This window comes from Dryocola sharpae (assembly GCF_051307055.1).
Lineage (GTDB): Bacteria > Pseudomonadota > Gammaproteobacteria > Enterobacterales > Enterobacteriaceae > Dryocola.
The window spans coordinates 2,403,367-2,426,961 of the sequence record NZ_CP149994.1 but is presented as its reverse complement, the minus strand read 5'-3'; the positions used below and the strand labels follow the sequence as shown (position 1 = coordinate 2,426,961).

Sequence of the window (23,595 nt, the reverse complement as noted above, 5' to 3'; positions counted from 1 at the left end):
TGTTCTCCTTTGCAGGATCGCAGCCAAAGTTTACCGCGATCAACCATATGAAAACCTTAGACGAATTTGTACCAGCCTGTGTGCAGGATGTAGCAAAAGTGACGAAAGCAGATAAATTACCTTCGTCACTGCGGATTATTCTTGCGGATTTAAAAGCCAGGTACCGGGCTTATCGACGGCTACCGTTACGCTGCGCGACTGGGTCTGGTTATGCAGCCTGATATCATATTTGCCTGCCGGCAGCTGCAGAATGCCGTAGCCGTTGACTGAGGGGATATTTTTTTGCGGCTCCCCGTTCACTTCCATCTCTTCGCCTTCGTTAATATGGACGTAAACACGGGCGATCAGGTCATTTGCAGCGGGTGCGACCGGCGCTGCCGCAGGATCGGCTTTACGCTTCGCAGGCGCGGTTTGGGTTGTCGTTCTTTTGCTATCGACAGGCGCCTGCGGCGTTCTGCCAAAGATTATGGCGCCAATAATAATTCCCGCCACGATACCTGCCGCAATCTGCAACGGTGATTTATAGCGCTTCCACAGCGGCAGCGCGCCTGCGTCAGTCTCTTCTTCCTCAACCGCCACCAGCATCGTGCCGGGCTTTTTGCCGCCCGATAGCTCGCCGATATCCCCCAGTGAAATCTCCGCCAGGGCGGCAAATTCGGCAATCGACTGCGGGCGGTCTTCCGGCTTGAGCGCGAGCGCCCGGTCAATTGCCCGCAGCAAGCCTGGCGTGTAGCCCGCTGGCTGAATTTCCGCGAGGGGGATACAGGTGTCCTGAATGCTGCGGGCAACGCTTGCCTGAGGGCTGGCGCCGGTGATAAGCGTATAGAGCACCGCGCCTAACGCATAAATATCCGTCCACGGCCCGAGCTGATTTTCCAGGTCTTCGGTGTACTGTTCAAGCGGGGCGAAGCCCGGGTGTAGCAGGGTTTTGCTTTCATCGCTCATGCCGTTTACGTTGCGGCGCGAGGCGGCAAAGTTAAGCAGGAGTGGAATGCCGTTATCCTGAATCTGAATGCTTTTTAGCGACAGGTCGCGATGAATATAATCGCCCTCGTGGAGCGCTGCGAGCGCGCTGCACAGCATGGGCAATATGTGCCTTATCCAGCTTTCATTAACGATCTCCGGCTGCTGCTGATACAGCTCCGCAAGCGTCAGGCCGCTGTAAAACAGCGTGGCGGTATAGGCGGTTTCGTTCAGCGTCCAGAAACGTAAAACCTGCAGCAGATTCGGATGGTTGAAGTGGGCGAGCTGGCGCGCCTCCTGAATAAAGCTGTTGAGGCCCGTGTTAAACGCGGTGCTGTCCTGCTTGCTGCGCAAAACCAGGCGCATATTATCGCTGCGCACCGTCAGCGCCCGCGGCATAAACTCACGGATGGCGACCGGGCGTTCAAGCTGATGATCCCAGGCGCGATAGATAATACCGACGTTGGTCGAATCAATGACTTCCTGAATTTCAAACTCGTCGAAACGGTAGCCTGGCGGCAGAGCGTCCGGGATCCTCGGGGTGTAATCGTTATCTGTCATGATAGCTTTCTCTGCTCGAAAATTGACGAATATTGAGAGTGCTGACAAAGAAGGAAAAAACGTGGTTTTTCCTTCTTTGTAGTTAGCTGCCGAAAATCAATGAAGTGATTTTCCTTGTTTTTTAAATGACAACGCCCTTTAGTTTTGTGTCACCGGGAGGGTGGTCATCAGACGAATATTCAGGGTTATTTCTGGGCGCGCCAGGCGCCGACTGCCGGATCGCGCAGCTGCGGATGCAGGGAATCAATCAATAACAGCGTTATGGTGGTATCGGGTTCAAGCCAGCCGGACCAGACTTTGCGCACCTCGTTAAGGCGGGCCTGCAGACGGGATTCATCAAGCGCCATTTCTCGCGGCACTTCAACGGCAATCGTACCGCTGGCCTGCCAGCCGTTCAGCTCGGGCTTATAGGGCAGGATCATCCAGCTAAGGGGCGCATGTTCCGTGCTGACTACCATGCGTTCATTATTCAGGCCGGTAATAAGCAGGCTGTCCGCATCGGCCTTGCTGTTTAATCCGCTGACCGGGAAACCGTGTACGAAAGTTATTGCCAGGCGCTTTTCGCCGTTTTTGCCGCTCTGGATGACTTCGCTGCGCCCGTTGAGCCAGCCGCCTTTTTCGCATTTGCCGTCAGGAATAAAAAGGGCTGCGGTATTCGCGTCACCCTGCCAGAAGGTGCGCAGATGGCAGCCATCCTGCAGGGTAAACTCCTGCCATGGCGTGCGGTCAGCCGGGGGCGACATCTCCTCGGCGCGTTCAGAGGCGTTCGCTACGCCTGCAATGACAGGCGCGATGGTCACGGCCCAGTCGCTATCTTTGGTCGTGGTGCCGTAGGCCAGCGTATTGCCCCGGTCGTCTTCCATCCGCCAGCTAACGCTTGCGATTTTTTCGCACTGGTTTTCCAGCAGGGTGCCCAGGCGCGGCATAAAGGTATTCAGTAAGGCGGGATTTTTATCGCCGTTGGCGACGATACGTAATGGAAGTTCCGTATCGCACCAGCTCTGCGGGGAGTTGTTTTTGATGTTATCTATCCATACATCCAGCTTCTGGGAAGGGGACTGCACAATACGATAGTTCCCTGCCAACACGGTTGTAGATGCCAGTAGCAATGCCACACCAGAGAGCCAGAGTTTCATAAAATTCCTTGCAAGCCAAAGTGAATAATAATGAGAGGGACGCGGCATCAATAAGAAGTTGTCGCCGGAAACGCCCCTATATTCTCATGGTAACTGATTGTTTTAAATATTTTCTTTTACCTTAATAGTGGCCGGTTAATCAATAATCCACGTCCCGCTATTGGCGTTCTGGCACGCTTTGCTGTCGTTATCGACGGCCACGCAGGTGGAGGCGGATTTTTTCGCGGCTTTGCGCGGACGTGGCCGATCTTTTTTCAGCGTCTGGGCATAAAGCTCGCTTTTAACCAAAGCACGCATCGGCACATAACCAAGCATTTCCTGTTTATCCTGCTCGGCAACCGCAAGCCAGGCGTGCTCGACCTGGCCGAGTACCTTATAGGTCTGGCCGCTTTCAAGCTGGCTGATGACCTTACCGCCAAAATCCGGTTTGCTCATAATAGAGCCGGGATAGAGCGCCCGGTAGCTGGCATCGATCGGCGTAAATTCGCTCGGCGCGGCTACCGCGTAGCGGTGGGTGAGCGTCACGCCATTAATCTCGCTGGTAACCAGAGTATCGTCCGTCATGCTCGGAGGAGGCGCTTTGCATCCGACTACGCTTGTGACCACAAGAAGGGCTAACAGATTTCGCAATTTCATCGTGACTTTCCCTGAAAAAATGGTTTAAACCCGACTGCCGTGGAGCGCGAGTGCCGCAGAGGAAAAAATAGTCCATGGCGCAGGAAACGCCCATGAACATTTCACCCTATGTGCAGGAGACGACCTGGCCCGGAATAGAAATGATTCACATGGGTTAAGCATAGTAGCCGTGATTTTACATAGCCTGAATAACAATTCAATGGCGAGATAAGCGCAGGCCGACATTAAACGAAGCGGGTCTGAAAGAAGATGCGAAGCAGATGCTATCGCCTTTAGCGCCCGCGGCCGAAATGCCTCGCCCGGGAAAAGATATTAATAAGCGAATTAAGTCTAACTTCTTGAATTTAACTATAATATTTTCAAATAGTTAAAAGAGAACGCCTCTGCTTCTGGCAAGAGAAGGCGCGCTGAAAGGATTTATCTGAGGTTAATCTTAAATGAAAATCACTCCGTCTCCGTCCGGCTGTCATTGTTCTGAGCATCAGCAGGAGCTCTATTTTATTGCGCGCCTGTTAGCCGCCCCGATAATGATTTTTTACAATGATCATCAAAGAAAAGAATAACGATAGTCAGCCGTGTAGATAAAACATCCGTCGGTAAGGATACTCTCTCGCTATTAACAAACATGCATTTAATATGCCTGATTGTCTAAATGTGACAGCCAACCTGGCAGGAGCATAAAGAAAAAATATTCATCCGCCACCCCGGCGCCGACTGTTTAGAATTAAAAACTGCAAAATGATTTTATAGCAGAGCATAAATCTAAATGTAAAATAACTTATTGATATAAAAGGTAAAAAGTAAAGGCGTGGTAATGAAATAAATTATTGAGTAGCAGGCTAAAAAACCCTATATTGGCCGCGATTTTCTCAGCCCGCTTACTTTTTACTTTCAATTATTCAACTGCGGCGTAACCCATAGCCCCAGTTGTAGGAGTGATATGATGACGGATAAAGTCCGTATTGATACTTTAGGTGCAAATTCATTACAGGGAAACAACGAAACTTATTTAGCCAGACAGGCTGAATTTGAATCGAATGTCAGGAGCTATCCGCGCAAATTACCGCTGGCAATTGCCAAAGCTGAAGGCGTGTGGATCACAGATGTTGAAAATAATCAGTATCTTGACTGCCTGGCGGGGGCCGGTACCCTGGCGCTTGGGCATAACCATCCTGATATGCTGCAAAGCATCCAAAAGGTCATTACCAGCGGCTTGCCGTTACATACACTGGATCTGACAACGCCGTTGAAAGATCGCTTCTCCGAATATCTTCTTTCTTTATTACCCGGTCAGGGCAAAGAGTACTGCCTGCAGTTCACCGGCCCGTCCGGTGCCGATGCGGTTGAAGCAGCGTTAAAGCTGGCTAAAAAATACACCGGCCGTTCAGGAGTAATCAGCTTCTCCGGCGGCTATCACGGCATGACCCACGGCGCGCTGTCGGTCACCGGCAACCTGTCGCCGAAAGAAGCGGTCGACGGCCTGATGCCGGAAGTACAGTTTATGCCTTATCCGCACCTGTACCGCTGCCCGCTGGGCATCGGCGGCGAGGCTGGCGTGAAGGCGCTGAGCTACTACTTCGAAAATTTAATCAACGACGTTGAAAGCGGCGTGCGCAAACCTGCGGCGGTCATCCTTGAAGCGGTGCAGGGTGAAGGCGGCGTCAACCCGGCGCCTGCCGAGTGGCTACAGCGTATTCGCAAAGTTACCCGGGAACACGGCATTCTGCTGATCGTTGATGAAGTGCAGGCAGGCTTTGCGCGTACCGGTAAATTCTTCGCCTTCGAGCACGCTGGCATTGAGCCGGATATCATCGTGATGTCAAAAGCCGTGGGCGGCGGTTTGCCGCTGGCCGTGCTGGGCATCAAGAAACAGTTCGACGCCTGGGAACCGGGCCACCATACCGGCACCTTCCGTGGTAACCAGCTGGCGATGGCGACCGGTCTGACGACCCTGCAGCACCTGAAAGAAAACCATATTGCTGACAAAGTGGCAGCGCAGGGCGAGTGGCTGAAAGCCAGACTGGCCGAGCTGCAAAAACGCTACCCGGTGATTGGCCACGTTCGCGGCCTGGGTTTAATGATCGGCATTGAAATCGTTAAGCCAGACGAAGCGCAGGATCATATGGGCTGCTATCCGGCAGATGCTGAACTGTCCGCTCTGCTGCAGAAAAAATGCTTCCAGGCCGGGCTGATTCTGGAGCGCGGCGGCCGCAACGGCTGCGTGCTGCGTCTGCTGCCATCGCTGCTTATCACCAACGATGAGCTAAATATTTTCCTGGATAAATTTGAGCAGGCCCTGTTAGCGGCCGGCGTCAAGCCTGTCTGAGTGGAGCGAATAACCGCGATGTCCGAGTTAAACCCGATTCTTTCGGCCTCAGCGCAAAGCACCGAGGCGTACCAGCAGGCGATTGCACAAAGCAGCCAGGCCGTGGTGCAGTGGTTACAGCAACCTGAAATGTATCAGGGGAAAACCGTTGCCGAACTGCGTGAACGCATTAAGCTTGATTTTAATCCGCAGGGCCTGGGCAACCAGGCGGCAATTGAACGCGCGATTGAATACTTCTTAAAGGACAGCCTGTCGGTGCATCACCCGCAGTGCGTCGCGCATTTGCATTGCCCGAGCCTGGTGATAAGCCAGGCCGCGGAAGTGCTGATTAACGCCACCAACCAGAGCATGGACTCCTGGGATCAAAGCCCGTCGGCGACCATTATCGAAATGAAGCTTATCGAATGGCTGCGTGCTCAGGTGGGCTATCAGCCAGGCGACGCGGGCGTGTTCACCAGCGGCGGTACCCAGAGCAACCTGATGGGGCTGATGCTGGCGCGTGACGCCTTCTTTGCCCGTCAGGGCCACTCGATCCAGCAGGACGGGCTGGTGGGTAACCTGAAGAAGATTAAAGTCCTCTGTTCTGAAAACGCCCATTTCTCGGTGCAGAAGAACATGGCTTTACTCGGCCTGGGCTATCAGTCCGTTACGCTGGTGAAAACCGATCGGTTCGCGCGTATGGATCTGAATGACTTAACCGAAAAACTGGCGCAGGCGCAGGCCAACGGTGAGCAGATCCTCGCCATTGTGGCAACGGCGGGCACGACAGACGCCGGCGCCATCGATCCTTTGCGTGAGATAGCAACGCTTGCAGCCAGACACGATATCTGGGTGCACGTTGATGCGGCGTGGGGCGGAGCGTTACTGCTTTCTGAGAAGTACCGCGACTATCTGGACGGCCTTGAGCTGGTGGACTCCATCACGCTGGATTTCCATAAACAGTTCTTCCAGACCATAAGCTGCGGCGCGTTCCTGTTAAAAGAAGCCCGCCATTATGAGCTGATGCGCTACCAGGCGGCTTACCTGAACTCCGAGTTTGATGAAGCTCAGGGCGTGCCGAACCTGGTGTCTAAATCCTTGCAGACCACCCGTCGTTTTGATGCGTTAAAACTGTGGATGGGCCTGGAAGCTTTAGGTCAGAAGCAGTATGCCGGGATTATCGACAGCGGCGTGAGCCTGGCGCAGGAAGTTGCGCATTACATCACCGGACAAAGCGCTCTGGAACTGGTGATGCAGCCGCAGCTGGCAAGCGTTCTGTTCCGCTATCGTCCTGATGCATGGGCGGCAGATAAGGACGCTGCGGTAGCGTTGCTGAACCAGAAAATTGGCGATGCTTTGCTGGAGTCCGGGCGTGCTAACGTCGGCGTAACCGAGTTTAACGGCGTAACCTGCCTGAAGCTGACGCTGTTAAACCCAACGGTCAGCCTGGAAGACGTTAAGGTCCTGCTGGCGCTGGTGGATAACACGGCTCAACGATTGCTGAGCGCTTAATTTGCAGTAATCTGACACCAGAAGATGAAAAGCCGATAACGCAAAACGTTATCGGCTTTTTTATTGCCCCACGGCCAAAGTTTACAGGCCCCGCCGTAGAACAATTTCCCGGCCTATTTCCGCTCTTCACATCCCGGGCTGTCATCAAAAAATAATAAATTTAGCTATCTCAATAAGTTAGATTTGCTCAAAAAAAATACTGGATATTTAAACAGGCATTTGTATACTATTTCTTCAGTAAGTCATTCGTTAATAGTACTGGTTAGGGGGAAATATGGTGATTCCACTGGAAAGTTTTAGTTCGCACGATCGGTCTCCCATCATGAGCAGTCGTGAAATCGCCAGGCTGACGGGCATTGCGCATAAAGAAGTGAAGCGTATGGTCAAAAGCCTGGAAACGGCGCAGCGCCTGTCGCAGTCGGTTACCACTAGCCAGTATGAGCAGGAAGGCGAGGTTCGGCAGGAGTTTTTGCTTAATAAGCGGGACTCGCTGCTTACCGTTGCCAGCGTCTCGCCGGGCTTTACGGTAGAAGTGCTGGATCGCTGGCAGGAACGCGAAAAGAGCGTCAGCCTGCCAGATTTTACTAATCCAGCCGTCGCGGCGCACGCCTGGGCCGAGCAGTATGAAAAACGCCAGCGGGCAGAGGAGCAGCTGGCGCTTATTGCCCCAAAGGCAGAGTTTTTTGACTGGTATGTCCAGGTCAATGACACGCTTGGCTTCCGCCAGCTTTGTAAAATGCTCAAGGTGAAAGAGTCGGAGTTCCGTCAATTTTTGCTGGAACGCAATATCATGACCCGTGCAAAGGGCGTTCTGATGCCTTCACAGTCTCATATTCAGGCGGGTTATTTCACCGTTCATAGCGGTACCGGCGAGAACAAGCATACCTGGGCCCAGGCGCGCTTTACCGCACGTGGCGTCAAGTGGATTGCGGGCCTGTGGGCAGGGCACCTCGCCACGCAACAGGTGAATGTGCGGCCGCCTGAACGTGGCGAGAACGCCGTCCAGGGCCATAGCTGGTTTTAGTCGCAGCGTCAGCGCCAGGCCGGAAGGTTGTGCTTTCGTCTTTGTGTAGTGCTGAGCGTGAACGCCCGGTAGGTTGCCGATGAATGCATTCGCTTTCGGCGATATCACCCGCTTACCGTTAAGCTAAAGCTATTCTCCATGTCGCCGTTGCCCGCCCGTTAATCCTTATATTAACGGGCTTTTTTTATTAGTTTTGCCGCTTACTACACAGCACTTCGCCAATGTCGTGATGCAGCATGGAAAATTGGTTTTTGTCTTAATCAGGCATTCAACAATCTCTTACCGCACTACCCTCTTATGCATTGTGAACTTAACGTAAAAACGCACATGAGTTGGTGGAAACATCCTATTTTTACGTCTGATAGCTTGTGGAATTAACGCAAGAATGTACATTGGGCGTCAGAAATATTATTTAATCACAAGGTCTTTATTTGTTGAATGCGAAATACCTCTTTTCACCATGTTGTCTGGAAACCTCGCTATCCCCTTTCTGGTTACATGGACGATATGCTTCCAGTTAAAGCATTTTGTTATGATAAAAATTAATCAGGATTAATGAACAATTAAATATTTAACCGTAATCAGGCCGTAGATGACAACGCGCATTAATAAGGCGTGAGGTCGATTGCTGATTATATTTTCTGGATGCGGATAATTATTATTAAGAAGCGCTCCCTGCGCCGCTTTAGGGTGGGTAAAGCGGGAAGCGGCGTGACGCATTCTCAGGAAGGAAGCGAAAGGGAGAGCGCTCATGAGACATTTTATATTTTTTAAATTCCCGGCGGCATTGGCCTTAATTGCGGTTTCCATGACCACTGCCATGGCTTATAACGGCCCGGCAGGCGCGGTCCCTGTGCCCGTGACGTCATTGAAAGAAAGTATCCTGTTCGCTTTCGATCGCGATCCTTCCGTGAACCAGCAGGCGGCACAAATGGGGATTGGACAGGCGCAAATAGACGAAGCGCGTAGCGGATGGATGCCGCAAATATCGCTCAACGGCAACACAGGTCGCAATCAGACGACCGGCTCCGGCGGATCGCTTAAGAACTCAGCCGCGTGGGGGTTAAGCCTGACGCAGCTGGTATATGATTTTGGCAAAACCGACGGCGCTATTAGCCAGTCTTCAACGCAGCGCGATAGCTATCGTTATCAGCTTATGGCGACGTTATCTGAAGTAGCGGAAAGAACGGCGCTAGGCTACGTTGAAGTGAAGCGCTATAAGGATTTGACGCTGGCCGCGAAAGAAAATATGCAGGCGATTGAAAATGTTCTTAAACTTGCGAAGCTGCGCTCAGACGCCGGTCTGAGTTCCACCTCTGATGAGCTACAGGCGCAGACCCGGGTTGCCGGTATGCAGGCCATGCTTGAGCAGTATAACGCTGCTCTGCAGAGCGCGCGCGCCAGGCTTTCCGTACTGACGGGAATGGATGCGCAGCAGCTTGCTCCGCTACCCGGGGGTCTTGAAGTTAAAGAGGATTCGCCCGGCAGCATCGATTATTCCTTAATTCCTGCCGTTCTGGCCGCCCGTTCCATGGAAACGTCCGCGCAGTATGGCGTTGAGCGAGCCAAATCACAGTATTGGCCGACGCTGAGTCTTAACGGGGGGCGCACTCGCTACGAGTCGGACAACCGTTCTTACTGGGACGATCGGATCCAGTTGAATATTGATGCCCCTCTTTATCAGGGCGGAGCGGTATCTGCTCGCGTCCGCCAGGCAGAAGGCGCAAGGGCGATGGCGTCGTCTCAGGTCGAACGGGTGCGATTTGACGTCCTGCAAAAAGCCTCGGTTGCTCATGCCGACTGGACAGGCGCACGTGGCAGAATGGAGGCGGGTAGGCTGCAGCTTCAAAATGCGTTACGCGCGCGCGACGTCTACAAAAATGAATACACGTTGAGCAAAAGAAGTATTAACGATCTGCTCAGCGTTGAACAGGATGTCTGGCAGGCAACGTCGTCAAAAATAACGGCGGAATATGACAGCTGGAGTGCGGCTATAAATTACGCATCGGCAATGGGTAATTTAATATCTCTCATTGGAATAGAGAAAAATGCGGCAATGAAATTACCCGATTTAAGCCAGGAAAGCACAGTCACAGTTTTGCCATAAATATGCTTTCGAAAATAATGGGATGTTTTCTCAGGAATTGTCATATCCGTTCGGGAGAAATACTCACAGGTACCCGTACACCTGCAAGGAGAAGAATATGAGTAAAGTTAAAATTGTTGATGTCATTATTCGCAAGACGGCAGAAAAGACGGTGCTGACGGGAGAAGGTAATCTGTCGGTATCCGTTTCTGCGCCGGTCGTTATTGAAATTCACGGCTCTGCTCGGGATGTGGCGCGTTATATGCGTCAGGGTAAAGATCTGCTGATCTATATGAAAGACGGCAGCGTGATTCGATGCAATAACTATTTTATTGAAGATCCCGACTCGCAAAACCAGTGTGAGCTGGTATTTAACGACGGGCAGGGGCTAACTCATATTTCTTTTGCAGATACGGGAAAGGCGGCGGAACTTGCGGCTACGGAACTGACCGCACAAGCCACGCCAGTTACCAGCATCGAACCGTTCCTTGAGCAGGGCAGCGTGTTAAGCGATGCGCCGTGGGGCTGGATCGCGGGCGCTGTAGCAGGCGGTGGGGGTATCGGTGCGTTGCTGGCGAACGGCGGCAACGGCGAAACCAAAACGAAGGTTATCAACGAGATCAAAGAGGTTGAAAGCGCGACCCCGACCTTTATGGTACTGGACAAAGCGGGTGACAAGCAGGGCGTGCTGAGCGCAAAAGAGACAACGGATGATAACACCCCAACCTTTAACGGCACCGGGCAGCCGGGCGCGACTATTCAGATAAAGGACCACAGCGGCAATACCATTGCCAGCGCAATGGTAGGCAAGGAGGGTACCTGGACCGTTAAGCTTCCAGCCCAAACCGACGGCGAGCATACCTGGTCCGTGGTCCAGATTAACGGTAGTAAGGCGACCTCCGTGGGCAGTATCACGATGACAGTGGCAACGGCAGAAACCGCCGTTACGCTGGCTACCACCGCGGGTGATAACGTTATTAATGCCAGCGAGCAATCGGCAGGTTTTACGCTGTCCGGCGCCAGTAAAAACCTGGCCCAGGGAACTGAGCTTACCGTTACGCTAAATGGTAAAACTTATACTGCCGAAGTGGGGGTTAACGGGAGCTGGAGCGTCAACGTACCTGCTGGCGATGCGAAAGCGCTGGGCGAGGGCATTCACATGGTTTCCGTGCGCGGCAAAGACGCCGCGGGCAATACCGTCACAGGTAATCAGACGCTGAATGTCGACACGCATGCGCCCACGCTTTCCGTGGATGCGGTTGCGCAGGACAACATCATTAACGCCGCTGAGCATGGACAGGCGTTGACGCTCAGAGGAACAACCAGTGTTGAAGCCGGGCAAATCGTCACGATAACGTCCAACGGTAAAAACTATACCGCGCCCGTGGGCAGCGATGGCACATGGTCGCTAACCCTGAATGCCGGCGACGTGCAGGCGCTGGCCGATGGCGATTATACCCTGACGGTGAACGTTAGCGATAAAGCAGGTAACTCAATCTCGACCACGGCTGATTTCAGCGTGGATACAGCAGCGCCTGTGGTCTCGATCAATACCATAGCGGGTAATGACGTGCTTAACGCCAGCGAGCAGGGGCGGGCGCAAATCATCTCCGGCCATGCGCACGGCGCGGCGCCGGGCGATGTCGTTATAGTGACGATTGGCGGGCAAACCTACACCGGCGCTGTGCAGGCGGACGGTAGCTGGAGCGTTGGCGTGCCGGCGTTGGCAATCGGTGAGGGTAACCACAGGCTTTCCGTCTCGGTAACGGACGCCGCGGGCAACAGTGGCTTCGCCGAGACTAACCTGCTGGTGGACACCGCGCTGCCGCAGGTGATTATCAATAACTTTGCGGGCGACAACCTGGTCAATAGCGCGGAAGCGGCGGCAGATCAAACGCTGAGCGGACGTGTGGCTGGTGCGGCCGCAGGCGACACCGTTTCGATCAACGTAGGCGGCAAAAGCTATACCACGATGGTCGGCAGTGACCTGACCTGGAGCGTGGTTATTTCGTCGGAGACGCTCACCGCCTTTGGCGATGGCTCTCTGACCTTCACCGCATCGGTGACCAATGCGCACGGCAATACCGGTACCGGCGAGCGTGATATCAATATCAATGCGTCGCTGCCGGGGCTTCGCATCAACGCTATTTCCGGCGACGATGTCATTAACATCATTGAACAACAGCAGGATTTAACCATTACCGGTTCCAGCAGCCATCTGGAGCAGGGCGCGCGGATTATCGTGACCATCAGCGGCGTCGATTATCCGGCGGCGGTTGCCGCAAACGGCAACTGGCAAATTGGCGTACCGGCTGCGGATTTACAAAACTGGATGGCGGGAGAGATCGTTGTCGCCGCCAGCGCGCAGGATGCGTGGGGCAATACCGTTTCCGCCGGGCATCCGATTGAACTCGATTTGAACGCTGTCGCGGTGACTATTGATATGGTCACCAGCGATGACATCATCAACGCCGCGGAGAAAGGCCGCGAGCTGACGCTTTCCGGCCGAACCCAGGGCGTGGAAGCCGGGCAGACCCTGGCGGTGAAATTTGCTGACCAGACGTTTACCGCGCAGGTACAGCAGGACGGCTCCTGGCAGCTGGCGGTTCCGGTCAGCGCACTGGGAGGATTAAGCGACGGGCGTGCACAGATTAGCGTCAGCGCGATCAATATCCATGGCAACAGCGCGGACGCCGCGCGCGTGGTGACGACAGATACGCTGGCACCCACGATCGCCATTGATAATCTCACATCAGACAGCATCATTAACGCCGCCGATACGCAGCAGGACCTGCTGCTGATCGGAAGCACCGACGCGGAAGCGGGCCAAATCGTCACTGTGGCTTTGGGCGGCAAGCAGTATCAGGCCACGGTGCAGAATGACGGCAGCTGGCAACTGCGCGTGCCTGCCGCCGGGATGGGCGCGCTGGTCGACGGCGATATAACCATGACGGCGAGCGTTAGCGATGTGGCGGGGAACAGCACCAGCGTCGATCTCATGAAGCTGGTGGATATCTCCGTGCCTCAGGTCACAATCCATAATTTTGTCACCGATGCCAATACCGTTAACCAGGCCGCGCATGCACAGGCGCAGATCTTGAGCGGCTCCGTGTCCGGCGCCGCAGCAGGCGACCTTGTCACCGTTACCATCAACAACGTGGAGCACACCACGGTGGTGGATACGACGGGCAACTGGAGCCTGGGCTTATCGGCATCGTTTATGCAGGGGCTGACAGACGGCACCTGGACCATCGACGTATCTATCACCGACCGAGCCGGCAACACAGGCAGCAGTTCGCTGGATGTGATGGTCAATACCTCGGTTCCGGAAATTGCCATTAACCCCCTTACGGGCGATGACGTCATCAACGCGGCTGAGAAAAGCCAGGCTCTGTTGCTCTCCGGCACCAGCGATCGGCCGCAGGGCACCGCCGTTACGGTGACGCTGAACGGCATTCATTACACCGCCCTCACCGACGCCAGCGGTAACTGGAGCGTTTCCGTTCCTGCTTCTGCGGTTGGCGCATTGGGTGAGGCGAATTATACGCTCACGGCAAGCGTGACTAACAGCGTTGGCAACGCTGCTTTTGCGACCCATGATGTACAGGTAGACAGCTCTCTGCTGGGGGTGATTATCAATACGCTGGCTGGCGATAATATCGTTAATGCGGCAGAAGTGGCGGCAGGTCAGACCCTGACGGGGAAAGTGGTGAACGCCGCCGCGGGCGATACCGTGATCGTCACCCTTGGCGGACAAACCTTCAGCGCCAGCGTGCAGGAAGATCTCACCTGGAGCCTGCCGCTGAGCACCGGGATGCTGACGGCGCTCGGCAACGGCGAACTGACCGCCACCGCGATGGTAACCAACGCCCACGGCAATACTGGCTCATTCTCACAGGGCTTCACGATTGACGCCCGGTTACCCGGCCTGCGTATCGATACCGTGGCGGGCGATGATGTGATTAACCTGGTGGAGCACGGCCATGCGCTGATCGTCTCCGGTACCGTAACCGGCGCGCAGGCGGGCGATCTGGTCACCGTGACCCTGAACGGCAAAGATTACACCGCAGTGCTTGATGAAGCGGGGAGCTGGAGCGTGGGCGTTTCGGCAGGCGACGTAGGGGCGCTGACTAACGGCAATCACGATATTTCTGTTTCCGTGACCGATAAAGCGGGTAACAGCAATAACGTTACGCACCACGTTGATGTTGCGCTTACGGCGCCGGTTATTGCCATTAATACCGTGGCGGGCGATGACGTGATCAACGCGACGGAGAAAGGCCAGCATCTGCTGCTCTCCGGCACCAGCAATCAGCCGCAGGGCACCGCGATCGCCGTGATGCTGAACGGCATTCATTACGCCGCGATCGCGGACACCAGCGGTAACTGGAACGTGACGGTTCCGGCTTCTGCGGTCAGAGCATTAGGCGAGGCGAATTACGCCGTGACCGCCAGCGTTATTGATAACGCGGGCAACAGGGCCAGCGCTGAACACGACATCCTGGTTGATTACGCACTGCCGGTGGTGATCGTTAACGCCATTGCGACCGACGATATCATTAACGCCGCGGAGGTCGCCGCAGGGCAAACCATCAGCGGCAAGGTAAGCAATGCTGCGAGCGGCGATACGGTTAGCGTGGTGATTGGCGGCAATACCTACACCACAAGCGTACAGAACGATCTGAGCTGGTCGGTGCATGTTCCGGCTGACGTGCTAACGGCGATCGGCAACGGCGATCTGACCGTGAAGGCTGCCGTGACTAACGAACGTGGCAATACGGGCTCCGGCCATCGCGAGATCTCCATTGATGCAAACCTGCCGGGCCTGCGCGTGGACACCGTGGCGGGCGATGATGTGATCAACAGCATCGAGCACGGCCAGCATCTGATTATCAGCGGCACCAGCGCTGACCTGGCGGCGGGTACGGCGCTGACCGTCACCGTTAACAGCAAAACCTATCCGGCGATCGTGCTGGCGGACGGCGCCTGGGCCGCAGCTATTCCAGCGGCGGACGTAGGCGCCTTTGCGGCAGGCAACGTCACCATTACGGTGGCGGGCCAGAGCGGCGCGGGCAATCCGGTTTCCATCAGCCACAACGTGACCGTGGATCTGGCAACGGTGGCCATCAGCATCGACGCCATTGCCATGGATGACGTGATTAACGCGGCCGAGAAAGGCGCGGATCTGGTGCTCTCCGGCACGACGTCCAACGTGGAAGAAAACCAGGCGGTTTATATCATCTTCGGCGGCAAGTCATACACCGCCAACGTCGATGCCAGCGGCAACTGGATGGCAACCGTGCCGTCGGCGGGTCTGAAAGACGGCGATGCCAGCGTGCAGGTGAGCGTGGTCAACGTGAACGGCAACGGCGCGTCTGCGGGCCGTGAATACAGAGTGGATACCACCGCTCCATCCTTGTCTGTCGGGATCGTTAGCGATAATAACATCATCAACGCGGCCGAAGCTCGGCAGGATCTGATCGTTAACGGTACCAGTGATGTCGAAGCAGGACAGACCGTGCGCGTGACGTTAAACGGCGTGGAGTACGCCACTACCGTTCAGGCCAACGGGAAGTGGAGCGTGAGCGTTCCATCGGTGGACCTGATTGCTACCGGAGACGGTAACTATACCGTCAGCGCGTCCGTTGCCAACAAAGCGGGTAACCCGGCTTCCGCCAATCGCGATGTGCTGGTGGATACCACCGTTCCACAACTGGTTATCAACACTGTCTTCGGCGATGACGTGATCAACAGCAGCGAACACGGTCAGGCGTTAATCGTCAGCGGCTCCGCGGTCGGTGCGGCGGCGGGAGATGTGGTTACCGTGACCATCAATAATAAATCCTACACTGCGACGCTGAATGCGGCGGGCGGCTGGAGCGTGGGCGTTCCGGCGGCGGAAGTAGAGGCGTTAACCGCCGGAAAATATACCATCACGGCGGCGGTGACGGATAAAGCCGGCAACAGCAACAGCGCCACGCACGACGTGGAAGTGAACCTCACGGCTCCGGTTCTGACCATCGACACCGTCTCTGACGACGATGCGATCAATAACGCCGAAAAGGCGCAGGATTTGGTGATTAGCGGCACCGCTACCGGCCTGGCGACCGGTGCGGTGGTGACGGTGACGCTGAACGGCAAAGCCTGCAGCGCGACGGTCGATGCTAACGGTAAATGGACGACCACCGTACCGGCTGAGCAGGTTGGCGCGCTGGGTGAAGCGCTGTACAACATCAGCGCGTCTGCGACGAACAGCGTAGGTAACAGCACCAGCACGACGCACGCGGTGACCGTTGAGTCCGTTCTGCCTGGGGTTATCATCAATGCGATCGCCGGTGATGACGTGGTGAACGCGGCTGAAGTGGCGGCGGGTCAGACGATTAGCGGCAAGGTGGTGAACGCGGAAGCGGGTGACACCGTCACCGTGACTCTCGGCGGCAACACCTACACGGCAACGGTGCAGAGTAATCTGGGCTGGTCGGTGAACGTGCCTGAAGAGATCCTGACGGCGCTGGGCAACGGCGAATTAACGGTCGTCGCCTCCGTCACCAACGGCGTGGGCAACAGCGGCACCGGCGAGCGCGATATTATTATCGACGCCAGTTTACCGGGCCTGCGCGTGAGCACCGTAGCGGGCGATGATGCGATCAACCTCATCGAGCACGGTCAAAATCTGATTATTACCGGCTCCAGCTACGGGCTGACGGCGGGCACGACGCTGACCGTCACCGTTAACAGCAAAACTTATCCTGCCACCGTGCTGGCGGACGGCGCCTGGAGTGCGACAGTGCCGGCGGCTGACATGGGCGCGCTGGCTGAAGGTCGCGCCACTATTACGGTTGAAGGCCAGAGTACGGCAGGCAACCCGGTTTCCATCAGCCACGGCGTAACCGTGGATCTGGCGCCGGTGGCCATCAGCGTTGACGCTATTGCTACCGACGACGTAATCAATACGGTGGAGAACAACGCGGATCTGGTGCTGTCAGGCACAACCTCCAACGTGGAGGAAAACCAGACCGTCACTATCACCTTCGGCGGCAAGTCTTACACCGCCACCGTTGAGGCCAGCGGCAACTGGACGGCGATCGTGCCATCTGTCGATCTGGCGAGTCTGCAAGACGGTGCTGCCAGCGTGCAGGTCAGCGTGACCAACGTGAATGGCAACAGCGCTTCGGCGGGCCGCGAGTATCACGTGGATGCCACCGCGCCGTCCGTCACCATCGGCGCCATTGCGTCTGACAACATCCTCAACGCGATGGAAGCGCAGGCCGATTTGACGATTAACGGCACCAGCACCGCCGAAGCGGGGCAGACGGTGACCGTTACCCTGAATGGCAAAACCTACATCACTACGATGGGCAGCGACGGCACATGGGCGCTGAATGTTCCGGCGGCGGATCTGGCTGCGCTGGCCAACGGCAGCGTGACGGTGACGGCGAGCGTGAACGACAAAGCGGGTAACCCGGCTTCCGTCGAGCGCAACCTGACGGTGGGCGTGACCGTTCCGTCTGTCACTATCAACCCTGTGGCGGAAGACGACGTAATTAACATGACCGAGCACGGTCAGGCGCAGGTTTTTAGCGGCTCCGCCACCGGCGCTGCGGCGGGGGATAAAGTCACCGTTACTCTTGGCGGACACACCTACACCACCGTGCTGGACGCGGCGGGCAACTGGAACATCGAGGTTCCGGCGAACGTGATTTCCGGCCTGAGCGACGGCACGGTGACGGTCAACATCAGCGTGACAGATGCAGCGGGCAACGCTGGCAGCGGCACCCATAACGTGACCGTGGATACCGGTTTACCCTCTCCCGGCTTTGACATTATTGCCGGCGATAACGTGCTGAACGCGCTGGAAAAACAGCAACCGTTGACGATCCAGGGCTTCTCCGGCGTGGAAGCGGGACAAACGGTGACGGTATCGCTGAACGGCAAATCCTATACCGCGGAGGTGTTGAATAACGGCGTCTGGACGCTGAATATTCCGGCCGCCGACCTTGCCGTGCTGAGCGAGGGGGCGCTTGCCGTGACCGCATCGGTGAACGATAAAGCGGGCAACAGCGGCCAGATCACGCAAATGCTGACGGTGGATACCGTCGCGCCAACCGTCACTATCGATACCGTGGCGGGCAACAATATCGTTAATAACAGCGAGCAGCAGGCCGGACAAACTCTCAGCGGTACTACCACGGCCGAGCAGGGGCAGATGGTGACGCTGACCTTCAACGGGCACAGCTATCAGACCGCTGTACTTGCCGGCGGCAAGTGGTCGCTGTTTGTGGCAGGGCACAATTTCCTCGGCCTGGGCGACGGGGATTACCCCATTACCGCTTCGGTAAGCGATAAGGCGGGTAACCCAGGCAGCGCGACGCACGTTGTCACGCTTAACGGTAAGGTTCCAGTTATCAGCATTAACGCTTTTGCCGGGGACGATATCGTCAGCGCCGCCGAACACGGCACGCCGCTGGTTGTTAGCGGAACTACCGATGCGCCAGCGGGGCAGACGGTAACCATTACGCTTAATGGTAAAACCTACACGGCGACCGTGCGGACAGATAAAAGCTGGAGCTGCACCGTCGGCAGCGCGGACGTGAGCGCGCTTGCGGACGGCGGTGCCTGCGTCATTAACGCGCAGGTCAGCAATATCATCGGCAATAGCGCCAGCTCGGATCGGTACGTGACCGTCGATCTGAGCGCGCCGTCAATGGGCATCAACATCGATTCGCTGCAAAACGATAGCGGCCTGAGCGCCAGTGATTTTATCACCAACGACAGCCGGGTCGTGGTCAAGGGTACGCTGACCGCGCAGCCTGGCAATAATGAGAAAGCGCAAATCAGCCTGGACGGCGGCGCCACCTGGACAGACCTGACGGTGACGGGCGCCAGCTGGCGCTACAGCGACGGCCGCACCCTGAGCGACGGAACATACCAGTACCAGGTTCGCGTTATCGATAACGCCGGTAACGTGGGCGCGACGGATAGCAAGGAGGTGGTGGTCGATCGCACCGCGCCTGCGGTATCGGCCATTACCGTCGATTCTGTCACCCAGGATACGGGGCTTTCCGACAGCGATTTTATTACCAGCGACAGCCAGATCGACCTGCAAGGAACGCTGGGCACGGCGCTGGGCAGCGGCGACCATGCGCAGATCAGCATTGACGGCGGCGCGACCTGGACAGACCTGACGGTGACGGGTACCCGTTGGCGCTACAGCGACAGCCGTACCCTGAGCGACGGAACATACCAGTACCAGGTCCGCGTGATCGATAACGCTGGCAATGTGAGCGCGACAGCCAGCCAGGCGGTGGTGGTCGATCGCACCGCGCCTGCGGCATCGGCCATTACCGTCGATTCTGTCACCCAGGATACGGGGCTTTCTGGCGGCGATTTTATTACCAGCGACAACCAGATCAGCCTGAAAGGAGCGCTGGACAAGGCGCTGGGCAGCGGCGAGCGCGCGCAGATCAGCATCGACGGGGGCGCTATCTGGATTGACGTTAACGTTAGCGGACTGACCTGGACCTATGTAGATAGCCGCAAGCTGGCGGATGGCGATTATAACTATCAGCTGCGCGTGATTGACGACGCGGGCAACGTTAGCGCCACCGCAAGCCAGGTGGTGACCATTGATACCGTGGCACCGGCCAGCGGCAAAACCATCACCATCGATAGCATCAGCGAGGATAGCGGGCTGAGCAACAGCGATTTTATCACTAACGATGCTTCACTGACGCTGCGCGGCTCGCTGGGCGCAGCGCTGGCGGATGACGAGTTCGTACAGATTACCCTGGACGGGGGAATCACCTGGCAGAACGCGACGGTGATTGGCAATGCCTGGTACCATGTCGATGGCCGCACGCTGGAAAACCAGACCTGCGACTACTGGGTGCGAGTGATTGATATGGCGGGCAACGTGGGCGCGTGGGCACATCAGCAGGTGAGGGTAGATACCGTTGCCCCGGATGAGGCTGTCGCGGTGACCGTGGACAATATCACTGTGGATACGGGCTTTAATAACAACGACTTCCTGACCAGCAAAACCTCCTGCACGCTGCACGGCACGTTGGGTAAAGCGCCTGGTGCGGACGAATTTGTTCAGTTGAGCCTGGACGGCGGTGCGAGCTGGGTTTACGCCACGGTCAGCGGAACCACGTGGAGCTACGCGGATACCCGCACGCTAACCGATGGCGATCATAGCTATCAGGTGCGCGTGGTGGATCAGGCGGGCAACGTGGGCTCCACCACTTCGCAGGTGGTCACGGTAGACACTCAGGCGCCGCGCTATGGCATCACGGTTGATGCTATCGCTGAAGATACCGGCCGGTCCGGCAGCGACTTCATTACCAGCGATAAGTCGTTGACGATAAGCGGCACGCTGGGAAGCGCGCTGGCCAGCGACGAACGGGCGCAGATTAGCCCTGATGGCGGTGCGACCTGGACAGACGTCACGACAGACGGTACGGGCTGGCGTTACACCGATACCCGCGAACTTACCGACGGCGATTACACCTGGCAGTTGCGCATTATCGATGAAGCCGGGAACGTGGGTTCTACCGCGCAGCAGGTTGTGACCGTAGACACCAGACCGCCAACCACGCTGGGTACGGTAGTCGGTTACACCGACAGCGACGGTGAGCGTCGGGGCGATTTCGGCTTGTCGGTAGTGACCGACGATACCACGCCGATGATTAACGGTACGCTGAATCAGGCAATAGCAGATGACGAGATCGCCGAGCTGTACCGCGACGGGCTATTGCTGGGCCAGGTCATGATGAACGGCAGCGCCGGTTGGTCCTTCCAGGACAGCGGCCTGGGCAATGGCGACCATACGTACGTGCTGCGGGTGACCGATAAAGCGGGTAACTACGCTGAATCCGCTGGATTTGTACTGAGCGTGGATACCAGCGTGCCGACCACAACGGCGGCGGTTACGGCTCAGACCACCCCGGATACCACGCCGATCGTCGGCGGTACGGTTTCTGCCGGACTGATGAACGGTGAATATCTGGCGGTGACGGTGAATGACAAAATCTACACCTCACAAGCCGGCGGCGCGGTGGTGGTCGATCCGCATAACAACACCTGGTATTTGCAGATCCCGGACGGCGATGCGCTAAGCGCCAGCAGCTATGACGTCACGGCGCAGGTGAAGAGCAGCGCGGGTAACGGCAACGCTACGGGTATCGCGACCGGCGGCCTGACTGTGGAGACCGTGTTGAATAATACTGACTGGGCCAGCGCCAGCGGTAACGGTTATAACTCGACCATGACGCTCGGCCTCAACAGCAGCGGCCTGTGGAATATTATCGCCAACGGGCACTCTTACTCCAGCAGCGATACGTCGAGCTATACAGGCTCTGCTCTGACCAATACCCGTAGCTATTATCTTATCAACCAGACTGCGGCCGATTTCGATCGTAACGGTACGGCAGACGTGTTTGCTACCGAGAGTGACTGGGGAGGATCGACTCAGGTAATGTGGACCTATAACGGTACCAGCTACGCCGCCAGCCAGCCGGCAATGGGCACCACGATTTATTACGGTGGCGTAATTGCCTACGATAAAACCGGCGATGGCTATCTGGATCTGGCCTACGGCGATGCGGGGATGGACTCTCTGACCTATCTGGTGAACAACAACGGTGTACTGACGCCGGACGGCACCGGCGGGGAAGGTGGGTTCTACGCCAGGTTTAACTCCGGACGCGAAATCTCAGGCGTTGATCTTAATAACGATGGCAGCGTCGATATCGTGCAGCACACCGACCGCAGCGGCGCTTACTCGCTGACCGTGATTAACAATAAGGGCGACGGGACCCTGTCCATCGGCCAGAACATCACCGGCGTGTTTGTCGGCAACGCCGCGAATAGCACCACGGCGGCATCCATGACGTGGGCAGACTACAACGGCGACGGCTATATGGATCTCTATCTTGGCACTGCGCTGAACAATACCGGCGGCGTGATTTATTACAACAATGGCACAGGGCAGCTCTCCACGGTCAGGAGCGCCGTAGAAGCCCCTGACGCCGCGGCGGGCTACCTGTCGGCGGCGGTCGACTGGAACGGCGACGGGCAGATGGACATCGTTAAGCTCAGCGCCTACGGCAGCTCGCAAACCGCCACCCTGTTCACCAATAACAGCTTTGGTTCCACCTGGACCTCAAGCCAGCTGGCCGCCGGGCTGGCGAAAGTGACCGGCGTGGCGGCGGTGGATTACAACTGGGACGGCGCGCAGGATCTGCTGGTTTCCCAGCAAAATGGCAAGGTGGCGCTGGTGCAAAACAGCCAGACCATCGCTGACGGCACTGCGATGCATCTGCACATCGTTGATAGCGAAGGCATCAACGCCTACTACGGTAATACGATCAACCTGTATAACGCGGCGGGTGTGCCGATCGCTTCGCAGATCGTTAACGCCCAGTCAGGTATCGGCTTCAACGATACCTCTGCGCTGGTGAGTTTCTACGGGCTGGAACCGAATGAAACCTACTCGGTGGAGATCGTGAAGATGACTAACGGAAAGTTGGATAACGTCATCTGGGATGGACTGGTCGGCGGCAACGGCAAAGAGGGCTATGTTCTCACGGCCGAAGCGGCAACCGGCGGCCATAGCGGCACCCTGACCGGCACCGGATATAACGACACCTTTATCGCTGAGGCTGGTACCTACACCTATAACGGCTCCGGCGGCTGGAATACGAGCTCCGGTTACGACACCTGGAACAATATCGGCGGGACAGACGTGGTGGATTACCGTAATGCGACCTCGGGCATCAGCGTTGATTTGCGGCTCTCAACGGCGCAGGTTACCGGTTTTGGCACCTCGCGGTTGAACAACATTGAAGGCATCGCAGGCTCGAACTATGACGACGTTATCATCGGCAACAGCGGTGATAACCAGTTTGAAGGACGCGGTGGTAATGACACCTTTGCTCTTGGCAGCGGCGGTCACGATACCCTGCTGTACAAGCTAATCGATGCCTCGGATGCGACCGGCGGCAACGGTAGCGACGTGGTAAACGGTTTCACGGTCGGCACCTGGGAAGGCACGGCGGATACGGACCGTATCGATCTGCGCGATCTGCTGTCCGGCAGCGGTTATACCGGCACGGGCGCGGCGAGCTACGTGAACGATGTGGCAACGCTGGACAGCAGCGCCAGTAACATAAGCGACTATATCCGGGTGGTGCAAAACGGCAGCAATACCGAGATTCAGATGAACCGCGACGGAACGGGCAGCCAGTTTGACCCGACAACCGTTGTCACGCTGAACGGTGTACAGACCGATCTCGCCACTCTGCTGGCCAACCATCAACTGTTAATTGCGTAAAGCACAGCCGCGAGGGGCAATCCTCGCGGCATGCTGCGT

9 protein-coding genes are annotated in these 23,595 nt (G+C 56.5%); 5 read left to right on the top strand and 4 right to left on the bottom strand.

Annotated elements, in window-relative coordinates:
• Window positions 1–135 precede the first annotated feature (135 nt).
• From WLO31_RS11610 to WLO31_RS11600, 3 genes are all read right to left on the bottom strand, one after another.
• Window positions 136–1,524 (bottom strand): serine/threonine protein kinase, encoded by a 1,389-nt coding sequence (locus WLO31_RS11610; protein WP_435926756.1) that lies wholly within the window; start codon window positions 1,522–1,524, stop codon window positions 136–138.
• Between the two features lie 185 nt (window positions 1,525–1,709).
• The gene (locus WLO31_RS11605; protein WP_435926754.1) at window positions 1,710–2,660 is read right to left on the bottom strand and encodes a hypothetical protein; all 951 of its coding nucleotides are present in this window, start codon (window positions 2,658–2,660) and stop codon (window positions 1,710–1,712) included.
• Between the two features lie 135 nt (window positions 2,661–2,795).
• A complete protein-coding gene (locus WLO31_RS11600) occupies window positions 2,796–3,296 on the bottom strand; it encodes an SH3 domain-containing protein (protein ID WP_435926753.1) in 501 nt (166 codons plus the stop codon).
• A 940-nt stretch (window positions 3,297–4,236) separates the two neighbouring features.
• On the opposite strand from WLO31_RS11600, the gene WLO31_RS11595 reads away from it, so the two are divergent.
• The 3 genes from WLO31_RS11595 to WLO31_RS11585 all read left to right on the top strand — a co-directional run bounded on the left by WLO31_RS11595 (window position 4,237) and on the right by WLO31_RS11585 (window position 8,137).
• Window positions 4,237–5,622: a diaminobutyrate--2-oxoglutarate transaminase gene (locus WLO31_RS11595; RefSeq protein ID WP_435926752.1), complete on the top strand. Its 1,386-nt coding sequence runs from the start codon at window positions 4,237–4,239 to the stop codon at window positions 5,620–5,622.
• 18 nt (window positions 5,623–5,640) lie between these two features.
• On the top strand, window positions 5,641–7,113 hold the full coding sequence (locus WLO31_RS11590; RefSeq protein WP_435926751.1) for a pyridoxal phosphate-dependent decarboxylase family protein: 1,473 nt from the start codon (window positions 5,641–5,643) through the stop codon (window positions 7,111–7,113).
• Between the two features lie 274 nt (window positions 7,114–7,387).
• On the top strand, window positions 7,388–8,137 hold the full coding sequence (locus WLO31_RS11585) for a phage antirepressor KilAC domain-containing protein (protein WP_435926750.1): 750 nt from the start codon (window positions 7,388–7,390) through the stop codon (window positions 8,135–8,137).
• A gap of 552 nt (window positions 8,138–8,689) precedes the next feature.
• Here the strand turns inward: WLO31_RS11585 and WLO31_RS11580 are convergent.
• The gene (locus WLO31_RS11580; protein WP_435926749.1) at window positions 8,690–8,947 is read right to left on the bottom strand and encodes a hypothetical protein; all 258 of its coding nucleotides are present in this window, start codon (window positions 8,945–8,947) and stop codon (window positions 8,690–8,692) included.
• Between WLO31_RS11580 and WLO31_RS11575 the strand changes: the two genes are divergently transcribed.
• A complete protein-coding gene (locus WLO31_RS11575) occupies window positions 8,946–10,244 on the top strand; it encodes a TolC family outer membrane protein (protein ID WP_435926748.1) in 1,299 nt (432 codons plus the stop codon). The two genes, WLO31_RS11580 and WLO31_RS11575, sit on opposite strands and share 2 nt — an antisense overlap.
• Before the next feature lie 97 nt (window positions 10,245–10,341).
• Window positions 10,342–23,556: an Ig-like domain-containing protein gene (locus WLO31_RS11570; protein ID WP_435926747.1), complete on the top strand. Its 13,215-nt coding sequence runs from the start codon at window positions 10,342–10,344 to the stop codon at window positions 23,554–23,556.
• Window positions 23,557–23,595: the final 39 nt, after the last annotated feature.